The sequence below is a fragment of the Bifidobacterium olomucense genome, from assembly GCF_012932375.1.
Classification (GTDB): Bacteria; Actinomycetota; Actinomycetes; order Actinomycetales; family Bifidobacteriaceae; genus Bifidobacterium; species Bifidobacterium olomucense.
Genome location: NZ_JAAIIG010000002.1, coordinates 173,908 through 190,032 on the forward strand (window position 1 = coordinate 173,908; position 16,125 = coordinate 190,032).

The 16,125-nt window shown below is 58.8% G+C and carries 13 protein-coding genes; 4 read left to right on the top strand and 9 right to left on the bottom strand.

The window, feature by feature from the left end; all coding sequences use genetic code 11:
- Positions 1 to 3: 3 nt before the first annotated feature.
- A complete protein-coding gene (locus G1C97_RS02760; protein ID WP_169240429.1) occupies positions 4 to 756 on the top strand; it encodes a response regulator in 753 nt (250 codons plus the stop codon).
- A gap of 140 nt (positions 757 to 896) precedes the next feature.
- Here G1C97_RS02760 and G1C97_RS02765 read toward each other — a convergent pair whose 3' ends face one another.
- The 3 genes from G1C97_RS02765 to G1C97_RS02775 form a co-directional block, all read right to left on the bottom strand.
- Entirely contained in the window at positions 897 to 3,557 is a 2,661-nt protein-coding gene (locus G1C97_RS02765; RefSeq protein ID WP_169240430.1) for an ABC transporter permease, read from the bottom strand.
- A 19-nt stretch (positions 3,558 to 3,576) separates the two neighbouring features.
- Entirely contained in the window at positions 3,577 to 4,494 is a 918-nt protein-coding gene (locus G1C97_RS02770; protein WP_169240431.1) for an ABC transporter ATP-binding protein, read from the bottom strand.
- A 414-nt stretch (positions 4,495 to 4,908) separates the two neighbouring features.
- Positions 4,909 to 6,222, bottom strand: a complete 1,314-nt coding sequence (locus G1C97_RS02775) for an O-acetylhomoserine aminocarboxypropyltransferase/cysteine synthase family protein (RefSeq protein WP_169240432.1) — start codon at positions 6,220 to 6,222, stop codon at positions 4,909 to 4,911.
- A gap of 387 nt (positions 6,223 to 6,609) precedes the next feature.
- Here G1C97_RS02775 and G1C97_RS02780 point away from each other — a divergent pair, with 387 nt between their 5' ends.
- Positions 6,610 to 7,482: a pyridoxamine kinase gene (locus tag G1C97_RS02780; RefSeq protein WP_100495528.1), complete on the top strand. Its 873-nt coding sequence runs from the start codon at positions 6,610 to 6,612 to the stop codon at positions 7,480 to 7,482.
- Positions 7,483 to 7,618: 136 nt separating this feature from the next.
- Here G1C97_RS02780 and G1C97_RS02785 read toward each other — a convergent pair whose 3' ends face one another.
- From G1C97_RS02785 to G1C97_RS02810, 6 genes are all read right to left on the bottom strand, one after another.
- On the bottom strand, positions 7,619 to 8,782 hold the full coding sequence (locus G1C97_RS02785; RefSeq protein ID WP_169240433.1) for a hypothetical protein: 1,164 nt from the start codon (positions 8,780 to 8,782) through the stop codon (positions 7,619 to 7,621).
- A complete protein-coding gene (locus G1C97_RS02790) occupies positions 8,775 to 9,476 on the bottom strand; it encodes an ATP-binding cassette domain-containing protein (RefSeq protein WP_169240434.1) in 702 nt (233 codons plus the stop codon). The genes G1C97_RS02785 and G1C97_RS02790 overlap by 8 nt, the downstream gene beginning before the upstream one ends.
- A gap of 1 nt (position 9,477) precedes the next feature.
- Entirely contained in the window at positions 9,478 to 10,665 is a 1,188-nt protein-coding gene (locus G1C97_RS02795) for a biotin/lipoyl attachment domain-containing protein (protein ID WP_169240435.1), read from the bottom strand.
- Between the two features lie 30 nt (positions 10,666 to 10,695).
- The gene (locus G1C97_RS02800) at positions 10,696 to 11,439 is read right to left on the bottom strand and encodes a hypothetical protein (protein WP_169240436.1); all 744 of its coding nucleotides are present in this window, start codon (positions 11,437 to 11,439) and stop codon (positions 10,696 to 10,698) included.
- Positions 11,440 to 11,592: 153 nt separating this feature from the next.
- Positions 11,593 to 13,008, bottom strand: coding sequence for a sensor histidine kinase (locus tag G1C97_RS02805; protein ID WP_169240437.1), 1,416 nt, complete (start codon positions 13,006 to 13,008; stop codon positions 11,593 to 11,595).
- Positions 13,005 to 13,751, bottom strand: coding sequence for a response regulator transcription factor (locus G1C97_RS02810; RefSeq protein ID WP_169240438.1), 747 nt, complete (start codon positions 13,749 to 13,751; stop codon positions 13,005 to 13,007). Before G1C97_RS02810 ends, G1C97_RS02805 begins: the two co-directional genes overlap by 4 nt.
- Before the next feature lie 238 nt (positions 13,752 to 13,989).
- Here G1C97_RS02810 and G1C97_RS02815 point away from each other — a divergent pair, with 238 nt between their 5' ends.
- Positions 13,990 to 14,502, top strand: a complete 513-nt coding sequence (locus G1C97_RS02815; RefSeq protein ID WP_169240439.1) for a YraN family protein — start codon at positions 13,990 to 13,992, stop codon at positions 14,500 to 14,502.
- Positions 14,503 to 14,532: 30 nt separating this feature from the next.
- Positions 14,533 to 16,065 (top strand): YifB family Mg chelatase-like AAA ATPase, encoded by a 1,533-nt coding sequence (locus G1C97_RS02820; protein ID WP_169240440.1) that lies wholly within the window; start codon positions 14,533 to 14,535, stop codon positions 16,063 to 16,065.
- Positions 16,066 to 16,125 lie beyond the last annotated feature (60 nt).

Here is a 16,125-nt window from a genome sequence, read left to right on the forward strand (position 1 = left end):
AACATGAATGAAAACAACAGCACCAACAGCAACGGCATTCGTGTGGTTATCGCAGATGATCAGGAACTGGTTCGTGCCGGATTCGCTATGGTGATCGGTTCGCAACCGGATATGGACGTGATCGGACAGGCGTCCGATGGCGCACAGGCTGTGGCGTTGGCTGAATCTCTGCATCCCGATGTGGTGCTGATGGACGTGCGTATGCCAAGCGTGGACGGCATCGAAGCCACACGACGCATCACTACCTCGGTGCCCGGGGGAACACTCCCCCATACCACGCGCGTGATCATCCTGACTACGTTCGACCTGGACGAATATGTCATGGCGGCGATCAACGCCGGAGCATCCGGATTCCTTTTAAAGGACACAGAACCGGAGACGCTGCTCAATTCAATTCGTACAGTGTTCAACGGCAATGCGATTATCGCTCCGTCCGCCACGAAACGACTTATCGAGAAGATGATGCAGGACGGCTACGTCGCCGACAATACCTCCGGCGGAATCCCGGAATCGAAGCCCCGTACGAAAGTTCACGATCAGCCGACCTACACCGATCCGGAATTGGATCTGCTCACCGACCGCGAACGCGAGGTGCTGGTGGAGATCGCTCATGGACTGAGCAATCAGGAGATTGCGGACAAGCTGTTCATCTCCCTGCCCACGGTGAAGACGCATGTGGCGCACATTCTGTCTAAAATCAATGCCCGAGACCGCGTGCAAGCCGTTGTTTTTGCATATGACAATCGATTGGTGTGACTGTGTACAGGCCAATAGTCAGGCCAATAGTCAGTACGTCAATATGCCAGTATGTCCGTCAAGACAAACTGTTTGAACGAGGGATGGCCTGCACGTCGCGCATTACGACGTGCAGGCCATCCCTTTGAACTTTACCGTCGTCAGGCTTCGGCGAGCGCCTCAACAGGCGGGGTGTTCGCGGCGCGGCGCGCGGGTAGGATGCTGGCCAGAAGGGCGGCCAACGCAGCCACGGCGAGGACGGTGCCATTGATCTTCCATTCGAAAGGCATGGCGACGGTGCCGTAAAGGCTGAACACCATATAGGAGCCGAGCCATCCAAACAGGGTGCCGATGATGACGCCGGCAAGTCCGGAGACGACGGCAAGTAGGAGCGCTTCCACGGCGAGGGATCGACGCAATTGGCCGCAGGTCATGCCGATAGCACGTAGGGTGGCGGATTCGCGGGTGCGTTCGATGACGGACAGGCTGAGCGTATTGGCCACTCCGATGAGCGCGATGAGTACGGCGACGGCGATAAGGCCGACGAGCAGGGCCATCATGGCGTTGATGGCGGTATCCCACATGTTGCGCTCGGCGATGGGCCCGGTGACGTTAGCGTCAGGGATGGCATTCAAGGCTTCGCGCACACCGTCGATGATGCCGCCAACACCGTTGTGGTTGGCGTCGGGGTTGGCGGTCATCAGAAGGATGCGCCCCTGTTCGGTCAGGTCGCCGTCAGTAAAGTGACTAACCGTGACGAAGGCGACGGCGTCATAGGTGGAGGAGACGCGACGGTAATCGGCTTGGATAACGGTGTAGTTTGGTCCGGACGTGCCTGTGGCCGCGGTGGTGTCGGTGTCGGTAGCCGCGGTGCTCTCGTCGGCGGTGAAATCGGCTGTGTGAGTACGGTCGAAATCGATGTCAGCGCCGCTCAAGGCACGTCGGGGCATAAGGACATCGCGGTCTGTCAGGGTGATGCCGGTCAAGTCGGCGTGCATGACCTTCGAGAGACTGTCAAGGTCAGGGATGCCGACGAGCAGGACGCTGAGATCATGACCTTGGTCGTCGGTGAGGTGATGCAGGGCGGTTGGCGCGTCAAGTACACGTTCGACGCCCTGAACATGGCGCACTTGGCTGGTCTGCTCTTCAGTCATGCCGGTACCGGTGGCGATCATGTCTACGCTGTAGCGGGTGGAAAGTGCGTTGGCCATGGTGGTTTTAGCGCTGGCAGCACCGGTGGCGATGGTGGAGACGAGTGTGACACCGATGAGGAGTGCGGCACCGGTGGCGGCGACCCTACGTGGGTTCTTTTGGACGTTGGCGTGAGCAATGACGGCGCTGGGCCCGGTTTTGGCGGCAAGCATGCCGGCACCGCGCATGAGCGCTGGCATCCAGTAGACGGCAGAGACGACGAGTGCGATGAACGTAAGCGCGCATCCGCCCATAGTGGCGAGCAGGAGCGCAGGATAATGATCGTCGCTCAGGGATTCATGCCCGATGGCGGACAGGTGCATCTGCCATGCGCCGAACGCGCATAGCGCAATGCCGATGACGAACATGAGGATGGAAAGTATGGCGCGCATATGTCCGCGACGGGCGGTCTCAGTCAGTTCAATGGGGCGCAGCGCTTCGAGCGGGGTGACGACGGTGGCGGCGCGCGCGGGGCCGAGGGAAGCGATGACGGTCATGAGCAGGCCGAAAGCGACGGGTACGGCGACGACGGGCCAGGTAATGATGAGACGCATGGACACGCCGGTGGTTTTCATGACACCGGTAGCGCACAGTAGGGCCATGAGCCCGATGCCAAGCGCGACGCCGAGCAAGGATGCGATGAGGCCAAGGATTCCGGCTTCGCATAAGACGGAAGCGTGCAGTTGACGACGGTCGGCACCGATGGTGCGCAGAAGGGCGAGCACGCGTCGACGTTGAGCGACAAGCACTTGGAACGTATTGGCGATGACAAGCGCGGCGACGAGCAGGGCAAGCACGCCGAAGCTCATGAGAAACGTAGTGACGACGCTGGTGCCGTTGGCACTGAGGGATTCCACGGCGAGCCGGTCGGCCTCGCTGCGGTCCACAAGCCGACTGTATCGGGGCAGGAGACGGTCGATGGCGGCCGTGTCGGCTCGGGTGTCGAGGTCAAGGTAGACGGAGGTGGCGTTGACCTGATTGAAGTCGGCGACACCGTTGACCGAAGCCATGAGATCGTCGGAAAGGATGGCGGCACCACCGTCATATGCGTAAGCACCGTTGGGGTCATCGGTCAGGCCCGTCACACGCGCTTCGACATCTTCAACGGAATCCTGACTTCCAGCGGCATTCCAGCGAGAGGCGACTCGCACCGTATCCCCCACACGCAGGCCGAGCTGTTCGGCAATACCTTCAGGCAGGGCAATCTCACGGTTATCGGCGGGCCGGTCACCATGCGTGACAGTCACAGGCAGCAGTTTCGCCTCACCCGTGTTGATGGCGTAACTGGTGGCGTGACGGGTGCCGTTAGACAAGCGGATATTGGCGGCGGTGATGGCACGCACACCTTTAACGCCTTCGATAGCGCGCATACGGTCGAGATGATAGTCGGCTACGGTACGTGAATATGCTTCGCTGGTCTGCGCGTCGGTGGGGTGTTCGGGTAGGTCAGACAGGACCATCGCGTCCGCGCCGGCATAGATGGAGGTCTGCTGACGGATGAGGGAGTCGTTCATGGCGTTGCCGAACAGGAATGTGGAGGCGATGAACGCAGTGCCGATGAGCACGGCGATGCCGGCCGGAATGAGCATCCGGACGTTTTTCTTCATGAGATTCAATGTGCTGGAAAACATGTGACTACGCTCCTGTATCTCAGCGCGAATGGCGGGCCACGGGTGCGGCGTGACGGGCACCGCCCGTCTCCTGCAGCACGTCATCGGTGATCGGCAGATGAACCGGCCCATTCACTCCAGCAAGTCGGGCGAGTTTATCCGCGCGGGTGGAAGTGACGGCGGCACGTGTGGCACGCTCGCGTTCGGCCATCAGCAGATGGTTCATGGCTTCCACGGTAGGACGCGATTCGTCTGCCACGATCCGTCCGTCCGCGAACACGATGGCGCGGTCCGCGTAGGAGGCGGCCACGGCATCATGAGTGACCATGACGATGGTCTGTCCCAGTTCATTGACCGAACGCTTGAGGAACCCAAGCACCTCAGCACTGGAGACGGAGTCAAGGTTGCCGGTGGGCTCGTCGGCGAAGACGAGTTTGGGTTTGGTGATCAGGGCGCGGGCGATGGCCACACGTTGTTGTTGTCCACCGGATAATTCGGTGGGACGGTGGTTCAGGCGCTGCTTGAGTCCCAACGTCTCCACGAGCAGGTCGAACCATGCGCGGTCCGGCTTCTCACCGGCCAAGGTGAGCGGCATGAGGATGTTCTGCTCGGCGCTGAACATGGGCAGCAGATTGAAGCTCTGGAAAATGAAACCGATCTTGTGACGGCGCAGCAAAGTGAGCTGCTTGTCGTTCATGCGGGTCAGGTCCGCGCCGTCGAAGAGGATATGACCGCCGGTAGCCGCATCAAGACCTGCGAGTGTGTGCATGAGCGTGGACTTGCCGGAGCCGGATGGCCCCATGATGGCGGTGAACCGTCCACGTTCGAAGCTGACGTTTACGCCACGCAAAGCGTGGACGATGCTGGCTCCGGTGCCATAATCCTTGACCAAGTCAACGGCTTGGATGGCAGCACCACGCGATGCGATCACGGGTGCGGCTGAATTCTGTACGTTCATGATGTCTCTCCATAATTGACCGAGCCTTATGCCCGGATGGTGATTCCAACTTATGAAGAAACGTGAGCGCGCCCCATCGTGCGCCAGACTGAATTGAACGAGTTCTCGTCCAGCGCCCCTCATCCTTCAGGATGAGAGACGACAAGAAACAGAAAGCCCCGATTGTCTTCCCTTTCAGGATCGAGTTGTTCCGTGTTTTCGCGAATTTGTCTCGCTGAGCAGCGGTCAGCGAGACAAATTCGCGAAAACACGGAACAACGACAAGGAAGCCCGCGCTGCATGACGTCAGCGCGGGCTTCCTACTCCTTGGGTCAAGCTATCAGGTGGAAGGCACCCCATACGACTCGATGATTCGCAATGCACCCCATCAGCATCGCGCCCCTTCTCAGCGAGCCGTTAACCTTCCCGCCAATTTCACTTGGCCAAGCCGGAAGCACGGACGGCCTCGAAGCCGCCCTTCAAGTCATCGAGGATGTCCTCGATGTTCTCGGTGCCGATGGACAGGCGGATGGTGCCCTGATGGATGCCCTGATCCTCCAGCTCTTCCAGGGTCTCCTGGGAGTGGGTGGTGGATGCCGGGTGGATGACCAGAGACTTCACGTCAGCCACATTGGCGAGCAGGGAGAACAGGTGCAGGTTGTCGATGAAGACGCGAGCTGCGTCCTTGCCACCCTTGATGTCGAAGGTGAAGATGGAGCCGGCGCCGTTCGGGAAGTACTTCTCGTAGAGGGCGTGGTCGCGGCGGCCTTCGATGGACGGGTGGGAGACGGACTCGACTTCCGGCACGGTCTGCAGGTATTCGACAACCTTTAGTGCGTTCTGGACGTGACGCTCAACGCGCAGGGACAGGGTTTCGGTGCCCTGCAGCAGCAGGAAGGCGGCGAACGGAGACAGGGTGGCACCGGTGTCGCGCAGCAGGATGGCGCGGATACGGGTCACGAATGCGGTGCCGCCCAGAGCCTCATAGAAGTTCAGGCCGTGGTAGGAGGGATCCGGTTCGGTCAGGGTCGGGAACTTGCCCGGCACTTCAGCCCAGTTGAAGTTACCGCCCTCGACGACGACGCCGCCAAGCGTGGTGCCGTGGCCGCCGATGAACTTGGTGGCGGATTCAACCACCACGTCCGCGCCGTGCTCCAGCGGGCGGAACAGGTACGGGGTGGCGAAGGTGTTGTCGACGATCACCGGCAGATGGTGCTTATGCGCGATTGCGGAGATTGCCTCGAAGTCCGGCAGATCGGCGTTCGGGTTGCCGAAGGTCTCGAAATAGACGAGCTTGGTGTTTTCCTGAATGGCGTCCTCGAAGTTCTGCGGAACCTCCGGGTCGACGAAGGTGGTGGTGATGCCATCGCGCGGCAGGGTGTGCTTGAGCAGGTTGAAGGTACCGCCATAGATGTTCTTGGAGGAGACGATGTGGTCACCGGACTGGGTGATGTTGCGCACGGCATATTCGACGGCCGCTGCACCGGATGCGACGGCGATGCCTGCGGTACCACCTTCGAGGGCGGCGATGCGGTCTTCGAAAACACCCTGGGTGGAGTTGGTCAGACGGCCGTAGATGTTGCCCGGATCGGCAAGGCCGAAACGAGCCTCGGCGTGATCGAAGTTGTGGAAGACATAGGAAGTGGTGGCGTAGATCGGCACTGCGCGGGAGTCAGTGGCCGGATCGGCCTGCTCCTGGCCCACGTGCAGCTGCAGGGTTTCAAAACGGTACTTCTTGTTCTCGGCCATGATGTGCTCCTTGCTGGTTGTGCTTGGTCGCGAGGTTCTTTTCCTTGCCACCCGCCTGCCGTGTTCGGCGGTTGGCGAGGTGTTGGTTATGAAGGTACGCGCGCGGCACCGCGCACCGCAAGCCACACGTTATCGGGGTTGCCTATAGACCCTTATAACACGTTGAGATCATTGGGGTTTCACGAGGTTGTCATCGGCAAATACACAGCCGGAATCCATGCGACACGCCGACCGAAGATGCGGCCCGACAGTTTTGTGCGGCATGCGTTTGCAGTCCCGTGACCCGAAATGTGGATTGCGTTACATGGTCGATTCGTTGATTGGGCTACGCTCTGCACTGTTGCCTGTATTGGCACTTGGTTTGTCGATTGATGATTGGAGTAGTTCATGGCTGACGTTACGTTGTACGATCGCGATCCGTTGTACATTCCTCGTGTGGCTGCCGTGCATGATATGTGCGGCTACGGCAAGTGTTCGCTGACCGCCGCGATCCCGATTCTCTCGGCAGCGGGTTGTGATGTGTGTCCGGTGCCGACCGCTCTGTTCTCGGCGCACACCAAGTACGAGGTGTTCACCTTCCACGACACCACTGACATCCTCTCCGGATACCTTGACGCATGGCAGAAAGAGGGCGTGGACCTGGACGGCGTGTACTCCGGCTTCCTGGGCTCCCCCGATCAGGTGGCAATTATCCAGCGCCTGTACCGCGAGTATCCGAAGGCTTTGCGTCTGGTGGATCCGGTGATGGGCGACGCCGGTCAGATGTATCCCACGTACACGCCGGAGCTGTGTGAGGCGATGGGCGCGTTGGCGGACGGCGCTGACGTGCTGATGCCGAACCTCACCGAGGCCTCTATCCTTACCAAGCGTGACTACCCTGGTCAGGATCTGGATGACGCCTCGGTGACCGATCTGCTCGATGCCCTGCTCAAGCTCGGCGCCAAGAACGTGGTGCTCAAGGGCATCGATCATGGCGACGGCAAGATCGTGAACTATGTGGCCAGCGCCGAAACCGGCGCGGAGAACAAGATCGAGCTCGCGCATGACAAGCTGCCGTACATGATTCACGGCACGGGCGACGCGTTCGCTTCTGCGCTGTGCGGTGCGGTGTTGGCCGGCAAGGGTCTGGCCGAGTCCGCTGAGATTGCCGGCGAATTCGTCCGTCACGCGATGGAGAGCACCCGTCACCAGCCCAACTTCGAGGAGCGTGGTGTGAGCTTCGAACTGAACCTCGGCGAGCTTACCGCTCTGGTGAAGTAAACGAACAACAGTCGTACTTGCAAACTCCTTAGTTGAATCCTGCCGGCGATTCGCCCTGAATTGTTTTCAGACTACCGATCGGCTGGGGTTTATCTGGGGAGTTTTCTTATGCCGTGGGCACGTGCGCAATCACATTTCACCGGTTCTTGAAATATTTCAGCAGATGGTTTTCGCGTGTCAACAGCACCGCCACACATGCGCCCAACAATCCTCCGACGCCGGCCGCGACCGGCACACGAAACAGTGTGTTCATGAGGGCCCTGGCTTCATCTCCACGATTCTCAAGCCATACCAAGGCCAGCAATGGACTTGCCATTGCCATGCCAGCCGAAGTCCATGCCAGTGTTTCGGACTCGATCTGCGCCAACAATGCAGTTTTCGGTACGCCGCAATGCAGCGCCGACGCCATTTCCAGTTTGCGCATACGCGTAGCGCCGAAACCCAAAATCGACGCCACTGCGAGAGCAATCCACGGCACATAAGCGGTCAGCCTTGATTCAAACGACACTGCACTGTCCAATTCGCTGCCTTTGGTGGTGTTGAGCTTGTGAATTTGCGGGCGCTCAGCTGTGGTTACGTTTGCGGTACCATCGCTGGCCAAGCGCAGCAATGATTCGATGTTGTCGGTTTGCGGCCATGCACGCACCCAGCATTGGCCGAAAGCCACACTCGGGTCGGCCGGCACCGGGGTCAATACGGCATAGGAGAAGCCGGATTTTCTGCCGTCGTCCGGCCAGTCGAATACACCGGCGATATCGAGGATGCGCCCGTCCTTCAGCACCAACGACTGTCCGGATTGGACTTGAAATGGCTTCGCCACTTCACTGGATAGCAACGCGCCTCCCCCGTTCGGCGGCGCGCTCTCGGATTCTTGGAGTTCTCCATTCCTCCATTGTGTGCCGGTGGCGCTCAATATGAATACGTTGGCGGCACCTGGAGTGATCTCATACAACGGCACACTCGTGGAGGGCAGGGCCGCGAACGCCAGCTTGTTCTCGGATTGACGTACTGCCCCGGCCGCTTCGACCCCATCCAATGAGATGAGACGGTCACAGGCCGCGCCATCGATATGGTTGGGATATTCCAATATCCAGGTTGAGCCGCCTGATGCCACGTATTCATCGGTTTGCTTCTGTATTCCGGAGATGGTAAGCCAATCGGCACCGGCGAGCAACACAATCAGGCATGCAAGTCCTACTGCGAGCGCGCACGCGTGACTGGTGCCGGTGATGAGGTCACGCCATGCCTCCCCCAGCATGCCGGCAAGACGCATGCGAGGCCGGTGGCTGGTTTCATTCATGATGCTCACCGCCTTGTTCAATTGGCTCGGCATGCGCAGGATTTACGACAGTCTTGGCCACTTGTGCGGGATGGTCGCTCTGCCAGTCGCGCAAATCAATCAGGTCGGTGCAGGCATCGCGCGTGCGGGGATCATGGGTGGCTACCACCACGATGGCTCCACTCATTGAAAGATTGTGCAGATGTTCGTTGACCGTGGCGGCGGTGTTGAGGTCCAATTGTGCGGTCGGCTCATCAACCAGTAAAAGCCCGGCATGTGAGGCGACTCCACGAGCCAGCATCAGTCGTTGCGCCTCGCCGCCGGAGAGGTCGCGGAATGGTTTGCGCGCCAAAGCCGCCAAACCGAACCCTTCGAGCAGTTCCATTGCATGGGCTTCGGCCTCCCGCCGACGTTCTCCTCGCGCGATGAGGGGCAAGGCCACATGGTCGATGGCCGAACGTCTTGCCACACCATGAGGGTTCTGCAGCACCCAGCACACGCGCCCGCAATCGATGCGCTCCACCGAACCGGTGACCGGTGTGACCCATCCGGCGATGATGGACAGCAACGTGGATTTGCCGGAACCTGACGGTCCGGTCAGCGCGTATACATGCTTGGGCAGCAGCGTCATGGTCACATGCCGGAATAGCATGTCTTCGCCGGTACGGTCAAAACTGTGCCCTACGTCTGTGAGTATCACCTTGCGGGCGGCCATGTCATGCACCGCCTTGGGCTGTGCAGTGTTCGTTGGTACGCGGCGTTACGTCCACATGGTCGAACGTCTGGTTTTCGCTTACGCTGACCATCGTCTTACCGAGCTGTGATGCGATGATCGACACTTGCACGGGCGTCGCATCAACGCTGACGCAACCCGAGCCGGCAGCCGCATCATATACGGCGGAAGGCGGCACGCTGAGCGCGGTCAACGGCTGCTTCAATCTCCAGTCATAGGAGACGCTTAAGGTTTCGCCAGCGGAAGCGCCTGCGGCGCCCCCAGCCAAAGTACCACCGGAGGCCAGAGCACCGCCGGAATCCGAACCAAGCGAAGCCATACGAAATGCCACGGAATTATTAATCGCCGTCAGCATTGCCGTATCCGTAAGCTCCTTGGCATCAGCCGGCACATCGAACGTCTGATCGCCGATGGTAATCACGCGCTCCCCCGCTACAAGATCTGCAGCGGCGGCAGGCAATGTGGCTTTGAGCGGGATTGCGGCCGTGGTGAACAGGTCCTGACCGGCCGTAACTTGCCGGCCTACGGCAATGGAGGTTTGTTTGACGGTCACCGAGTCGGCAGGCAACCATACAAACCAACTGGGGTCGATAGTCCAGCCGGTGTCACGGCTCAGCTGTCGTGCACCGACGGATTGCGCGAGCGCATTGTATGCGGTGATGGTATCCCAGGTCATCCAATCCGAGTCCGGCGCATTGTAGCCGAGCCTGCGCAGCGCGGCGTTGAGCCCTGCGGCGTCCGAGCCACGCATACCACTTTTGAGCTCACGGTACAGCGGCACATCGGTATGCAATGCCATGACCGGCGTGGCATCGACATCGAATATCACCTGCCCGGATGCTATCGGAGAGCCCGCGCGCACGGCAATACCTGTGACGGTACCGGAAGTCGGTGAAGCGACCGTTGAGGATTCTCCCAAACTCATGGTCAACGCGACCGAGCGCGAGTCGTCGAACTGGGTGACCGCCACTTTCACCGTACTGGCTTCGGTACTGGAAACCAGTGAAGGCGGAATCTTGGAGCGGGTCAAGAGGAACCCTGCGCTCACGCCCATGGCAAGCATTACCAGCGCCAGCAATATCACAATGGAAATCGCCACGCCATTGCGTGAGGCCCTACGTTCTTTACGGAATGCCACGGTTCTGGCTGCCGCCTTGCTTCCCTGAATCATGGCGTTTGCTCCATTCGTTTGAGGTCACTGCTATTGGTGCAACGGATCCTGCTGGCAGGCCCAGAACTGCTGGGCCTTATCGGCGTTGTAGTCGGGGTTCCTGCTGCCGTCTTCGTTGTATTCCATATACATGCTGTAGAACTCGTTCCATTTGCGGGTCTTCTCCTCTATCCGCGTCTCACTGTCCGTGCTGCTGACTTCCATCGCCAGATATTCCTGCTCACTCAACGGTTTGGGTAACAGGTCACGTTGTTTGAGGCATTGATATGCCGCCTTCTGAAACGCTTCGGTGTCGAGGTTGCCCGGATTGCCTTGTATTTCGTCATGCAGCGCTTCGACATTCCACAGATCGGTCTTTTCGGCACATTCCGTGTTCTTCTGGTTCATCTCATCGTCGGTCAAAGCACTGTCCCGCAAACGGGCGAGCTGGCCTTTCGTGGCAACCAATCCGTATGGCGCCAAGCAGTCGTTCTGAACGTCCAAGATCTCGTTGAGTTCCGCATCGGTGATCCGGCAATCCGCTAGAATCCGTTTGGCCAAGTCGGTTTTGGATTGCTCGTAGGCGCTTTGGAATTCGTTGGCGAATGGACCGGCGAAATCCGGAGCCTTGCAGGCGGCTGCATTGGACTGCGCAGCATTGCCATTCGCCGTGGTACTTGACGGCGAGCCACAGGCCGCACACACCGTGATCAAGGATACGGATATCAGCAGTGCAAGCGCATATCGAACATCGTGTTGTATATGACGGTTCCTGCGTGTTCCCCAACCAACCATAACGACCTCCCTGTCTGTATCAGCATAAACAGATTTCGATGGGAATCATCAGGCTTGTGTAGCCGCAGAGATTACATGGCATAGCCAGGCTCCAACCATGCCCTGACGTGACAATGGCAAAAAGTACCGTGTCTTCACCATGCATGGACACCGTCACCGACGTATTCCCGGTATGCAGGGAATACGCGCGTAGAGTATCCAATCGTCGTCCTCAGTCGTGATGTTGAGCTCTCCGCCGAGACTGCGAATCATACGCCGGTGCATGGCGATCCCACTGCCATGCGGTTTGAGCATATCCGTCGTCTTGTCATTATGGGCTCGTCCTATGCTGCCTCGCACGGTTATCGGATTGGTTTCCATGATTTCAAGAACGGTATTGCTTAACGTTATGACGCAGTAGTATTTTCCATCATCAGGATTCATATGCCGAGTGATGTTGGCTGCGAGTTCACTGAGCAAATTGGCAGCCTCCGCAACTGATTCGTCCGAGCACTCATCAGATAAGCTGCCTCTCATTTCGATGGTGCCGGTAAATCCCAGATGCATGAGTCTGGCGCGCGCTTGTCTCACTGCCGACTGGAGCTTGGCCCATCGATTGGATGCAGCGCCACTGGAGACTGGAAATGTCGGCAAAGCTTTCGAGGCGGAACTTACGACTGGATTCATGGTGGAATCCATAGCATCGGATTCATCGGGACCATCTGACGACGATCGGCCAGACGATTGCGGCTGTTCAAGCAAATCGATGACATGGTGGATCTCATCGAGCACGGACAGGGCCTGATCATTGATGAATCGCCAATCCTGCCGCTCTGCGAGACGCGACGGGTCATCACCGATGCGCCGAAGCTCACGCTGCGCAGTCAATGCGATGTACGATAGACCGCCGCTGGCGGAATCGTGGATGCGAGAGGCCAGACGCGTATTGCGCTGCAACGTATCCAGCTGCCATTGTCTGCGTTCCAGAGCCATGGCCTGTTCGCGAATCTCATCACGTTGTTTGCGCCAGCGGAATGACATACCTGCCATCGTGGCGAGCGTGAACATGCCGCTGTAGTTGACCATGCCGATCCATGTGGCGGAAAGCGCATTAAACCTGTTCAAGGCCACTGGCACGCATTCGGCAAGTGTGACCGTGAGCAACGCGGCCATCGCCACTGGAATCGCGCTGTCATAGCCGATGATGGCAAGCGCCAGATATGCCGCCCATAGCGGATTCGGACCGGACAGGTCAGGCACGAGCAATCTGGCTATCACGGTGACGATGATCAGCCATCCGGAGATCCTGGGTATGAACGGCGACAGTATGATAGCGACGACCGACATCAGCGAGAAGAAATAATTCGGCGGATGGACCGGAGGGATGACCGTCCACTCCGTCAAGGTGATGGCAAGTACGAATGTCGCAATGACAATACGGAACCAATGCTCCCGACCCCAATGGACCACATGGCGCAACCCAGCATTGCACCGTGAGCCCACGTCAGACGATGCAGACTCACGTAATCCGCGCAACGACTTCGACTCCGGCTTTTCACCGGTCTCATTCCCGGCCGAGGTGTCGTTCATCGCCCCTCCTGCGAAGCGCCGGTCCATAAGGCCACGGCCGCTCCACGAGAGGTGGCGCCGAGCTTATGTATGGCACGCGTGAGAAAAGTTTTTGCAGTGGAAGGATTGATCCGCATTTCCGCCGCGATCTGTTCAGTTGAAAATCCTCTGGAACAGTAGTTCATGGCCTCGGCTTCCCGATCGGAAAGAAGGAATTGGCGCGGTATATGCTGTCCATGCAATCGGGCGTACGCCGCTGCTGCGGTTTCAAATCCTTGACCCCATGTGCCGCCGGCAGCAATCGCACGAATTGCTTCGACGATAGGCGTCTCCACCGATTTGGGCACTATCCCTTGCGCTCCGGCCGCAGCGGCTTTGGCGGAATACACGGTTAACGAGAATGAGGTGACGGCCAGAATCATGACCCGAGCGGTTTTGATGCGGATGGTTTTGCACACCACAAGTCCGGAAAGTTCGTCCATCGACATGTCGGTAAGCAGCACATTGGGACTCTGGCGCGGGTCGAGACAACGGGCGACCGCGTCCCTGCCTGATGTGGTTTTCCAGATGACACGTGCTTCCGGCATGAGTTCATCAATGGAGCGTTCAAGGAAGGCGAGCGCGAAAGCATCATTATCCACAAGTCCTATGGTGACGATGGGACGCATAAGCCGCCATGCCGGTCGACTATCCGGTCGGTCATCAGCATTGGCCGTCACCCTGCTGGCTGCCGCTTGATCGGATACTCGCTCTCGACCGTCCATGATGCTCGCCCCCTGCAGCTTCGACGCCACCCCTGCTAACCGATACCGTAGCATCAGCGCAAACGGCGGCATAGTCGGCGCTGTCATCCATAGGACTACAAATGCATACCGTCCTAACAATCGGTGGATAACCGGCATTCCATCCACACACTGTCCACAACACTCCGAACTGCGTCACTGGATCCACATTGGTCGATTTCGCTTGTGCGGCACACGTGCCGTATCGCACAGTTGAGCCATGAGCACTGCTACATCGGCGAAGACGCGCCAAGCACAGGAAACCGTTCACCCACCTGTTGGTCAGGAATTTTGCCAGCCGGCTTTTGCTGCGCTGCCCACTTCGGAAATCCCACCGATCGAGAAACTTGCGGGCCGGTTGGAGGATCGTTCACTGACGCCCAAACAGTTCGGCGCTCTTGGCGAGGAATACGCTGCCGCATGGCTGCAGACACAAGGATGGACCGTATTGAGCCGCAACTGGCATACGCGCTACGGAGAACTGGATATCGTGATGCTCACCCCGGAACTCACGGTGGTGTTCGTGGAAGTGAAATCCCGGCGCACCGCGCATTATGGCGCGCCGCAGGAAGCCGTCACACACAGCAAGCAGCTCAACTTACGCCGAGCCGCTTGCGAATGGCTACTAGACCGACGCAACCGTGTATCTCATCACCATGTCCGATTCGATGTGGTCACCATCGCACTCGGCATGGAGCATCCGACGATCCGCCATATCGTCAATGCATTCTGACCGCACGGTTGTTCACCAAAGGAGTCCGCCATGGCAATAGGTAGCGCATTATCCGTCGGGTTGATCGGATTGAAAGCCTTTGTTATTCAGGTTCAGGCCTTCGTCAGCAACGGTCTGCCGTATTTCTCCATCATCGGGCTTCCTGACGCCTCGCTTGCCGAAGCTCGCGAACGAGTGCGGTCAGCGTGCCAGGCCGCGGGATTCAGTTGGCCGCAAACCCGCGTAACCGTGAACATGAGCCCCGCCGCCATGCCGAAACGAGGGTCTTCGCATGATCTGGCCATCGCCGCAAGCGTATTATGCGCGTCCGGCACCATAGGACACAACAGTCTGGAAGATACGATTGTGCTCGGAGAAGTCAACCTCGATGGGTCCGTGCTGCCGATTCACGGTTTGTTACCGATTATGCTGCACGCACAATCACACGGCATACACAAAATGATTATCCCCTACCGCAATCTTGAGGAATCCAACATGCTGGACGGATTGGACGTGATCGGCATCCGTCACGTGGGAGAACTCATAGAGCTGATGGGCGGCCAAGCCTCCTACACCATAGCGGATACGCAACTGTCAGACGAGAACCCCGAACTATCATCCTGTGGGAAAACCATCGATGCCAACGACATGGCTGAAGTGCTGGGGCAGGATCATGCCAAATGGGCGTTGCAGGTGGCCGCAGCCGGCGGTCACAACCTCATCATGACCGGCCCACCCGGAGCAGGCAAAACCATGTTGGCCGCACGATTGCCCGGCATCATGTGCCCGCTCGCCGAATCGGAACAGTTGGAGGTGGCGTCCATCCGTTCCCTATGCGGCACATTACCGCAATACGGCATCACCGATCTTCCTCCGTTCGAGGCCCCGCATCATACGGCAACCACCGCCGCGCTGGTTGGCGGAGGAAGCGGAATCGCTACGCCCGGAGCCATCACCAGAGCGCATCGCGGAATACTGTTCCTAGATGAGGCACCCGAGTTCAGCGCACGATCTCTGCAGACGTTGCGCGAACCCTTGGAATCAGGATATGTGTCATTGTCCAGATCGAAAGGAAGCACTTATTATCCTGCGTCCTTCCAACTGATCATGGCCGCCAACCCCTGCCCATGCGGCTACTATTACGGCACCGGCGAACGATGCAGCTGTCGGGAGAAGGACCGCATCAGATATTTTTCACGTCTCTCCGGTCCTATTCTGGATCGTATCGATATTCAACTGTCAGTGCCGCCGGTCTCGCGTATCGCCGTGGCCAACGAACCGCCCGGAGAAACCAGCGCCGTAATCCGTCAACGGGTTACGCATGCGCGGAACACCGCCAAAGACCGTTTCCGCAAACAAGGCTGGACTTGCAATGCCCAGGCGTCCGGCACCTGGCTTCATGCCAATACATCGCTGAAGGCCATGGAACTCGTCAATCAGGCGCTTGCCTCATATCGAATCACCTTGCGGGGCGCAGACCGAGCCATGCGGCTCGCATGGACCTTCGCCGACCTAGCCGGCCGCACTTCTCCCTCCACACAAGACGTCCATCAAGGCATCGAAATGAGAACGAGGATGACATGACCAGCTGCACAGAATACCCTGCTATGGAGCCGCTACATATCAATGCCGTGACGCCGCCTT

Bases quoted from the DNA above. Each gene is read 5' to 3' on its own strand.
- G1C97_RS02760 (WP_169240429.1), top strand. From the start codon at position 4: ATGAATGAAAACAACAGCACCAACAGCAACGGCATTCGTGTGGTTATC.
- G1C97_RS02765 (WP_169240430.1), bottom strand. From the start codon at position 3,557: ATGTTTTCCAGCACATTGAATCTCATGAAGAAAAACGTCCGGATGCTC.
- G1C97_RS02770 (WP_169240431.1), bottom strand. From the start codon at position 4,494: ATGAACGTACAGAATTCAGCCGCACCCGTGATCGCATCGCGTGGTGCT.
- G1C97_RS02775 (WP_169240432.1), bottom strand. From the start codon at position 6,222: ATGGCCGAGAACAAGAAGTACCGTTTTGAAACCCTGCAGCTGCACGTG.
- G1C97_RS02780 (WP_100495528.1), top strand. From the start codon at position 6,610: ATGGCTGACGTTACGTTGTACGATCGCGATCCGTTGTACATTCCTCGT.
- G1C97_RS02785 (WP_169240433.1), bottom strand. From the start codon at position 8,782: ATGAATGAAACCAGCCACCGGCCTCGCATGCGTCTTGCCGGCATGCTG.
- G1C97_RS02790 (WP_169240434.1), bottom strand. From the start codon at position 9,476: ATGGCCGCCCGCAAGGTGATACTCACAGACGTAGGGCACAGTTTTGAC.
- G1C97_RS02795 (WP_169240435.1), bottom strand. From the start codon at position 10,665: ATGATTCAGGGAAGCAAGGCGGCAGCCAGAACCGTGGCATTCCGTAAA.
- G1C97_RS02800 (WP_169240436.1), bottom strand. From the start codon at position 11,439: ATGGTTGGTTGGGGAACACGCAGGAACCGTCATATACAACACGATGTT.
- G1C97_RS02805 (WP_169240437.1), bottom strand. From the start codon at position 13,008: ATGAACGACACCTCGGCCGGGAATGAGACCGGTGAAAAGCCGGAGTCG.
- G1C97_RS02810 (WP_169240438.1), bottom strand. From the start codon at position 13,751: ATGGACGGTCGAGAGCGAGTATCCGATCAAGCGGCAGCCAGCAGGGTG.
- G1C97_RS02815 (WP_169240439.1), top strand. From the start codon at position 13,990: ATGAGCACTGCTACATCGGCGAAGACGCGCCAAGCACAGGAAACCGTT.
- G1C97_RS02820 (WP_169240440.1), top strand. From the start codon at position 14,533: ATGGCAATAGGTAGCGCATTATCCGTCGGGTTGATCGGATTGAAAGCC.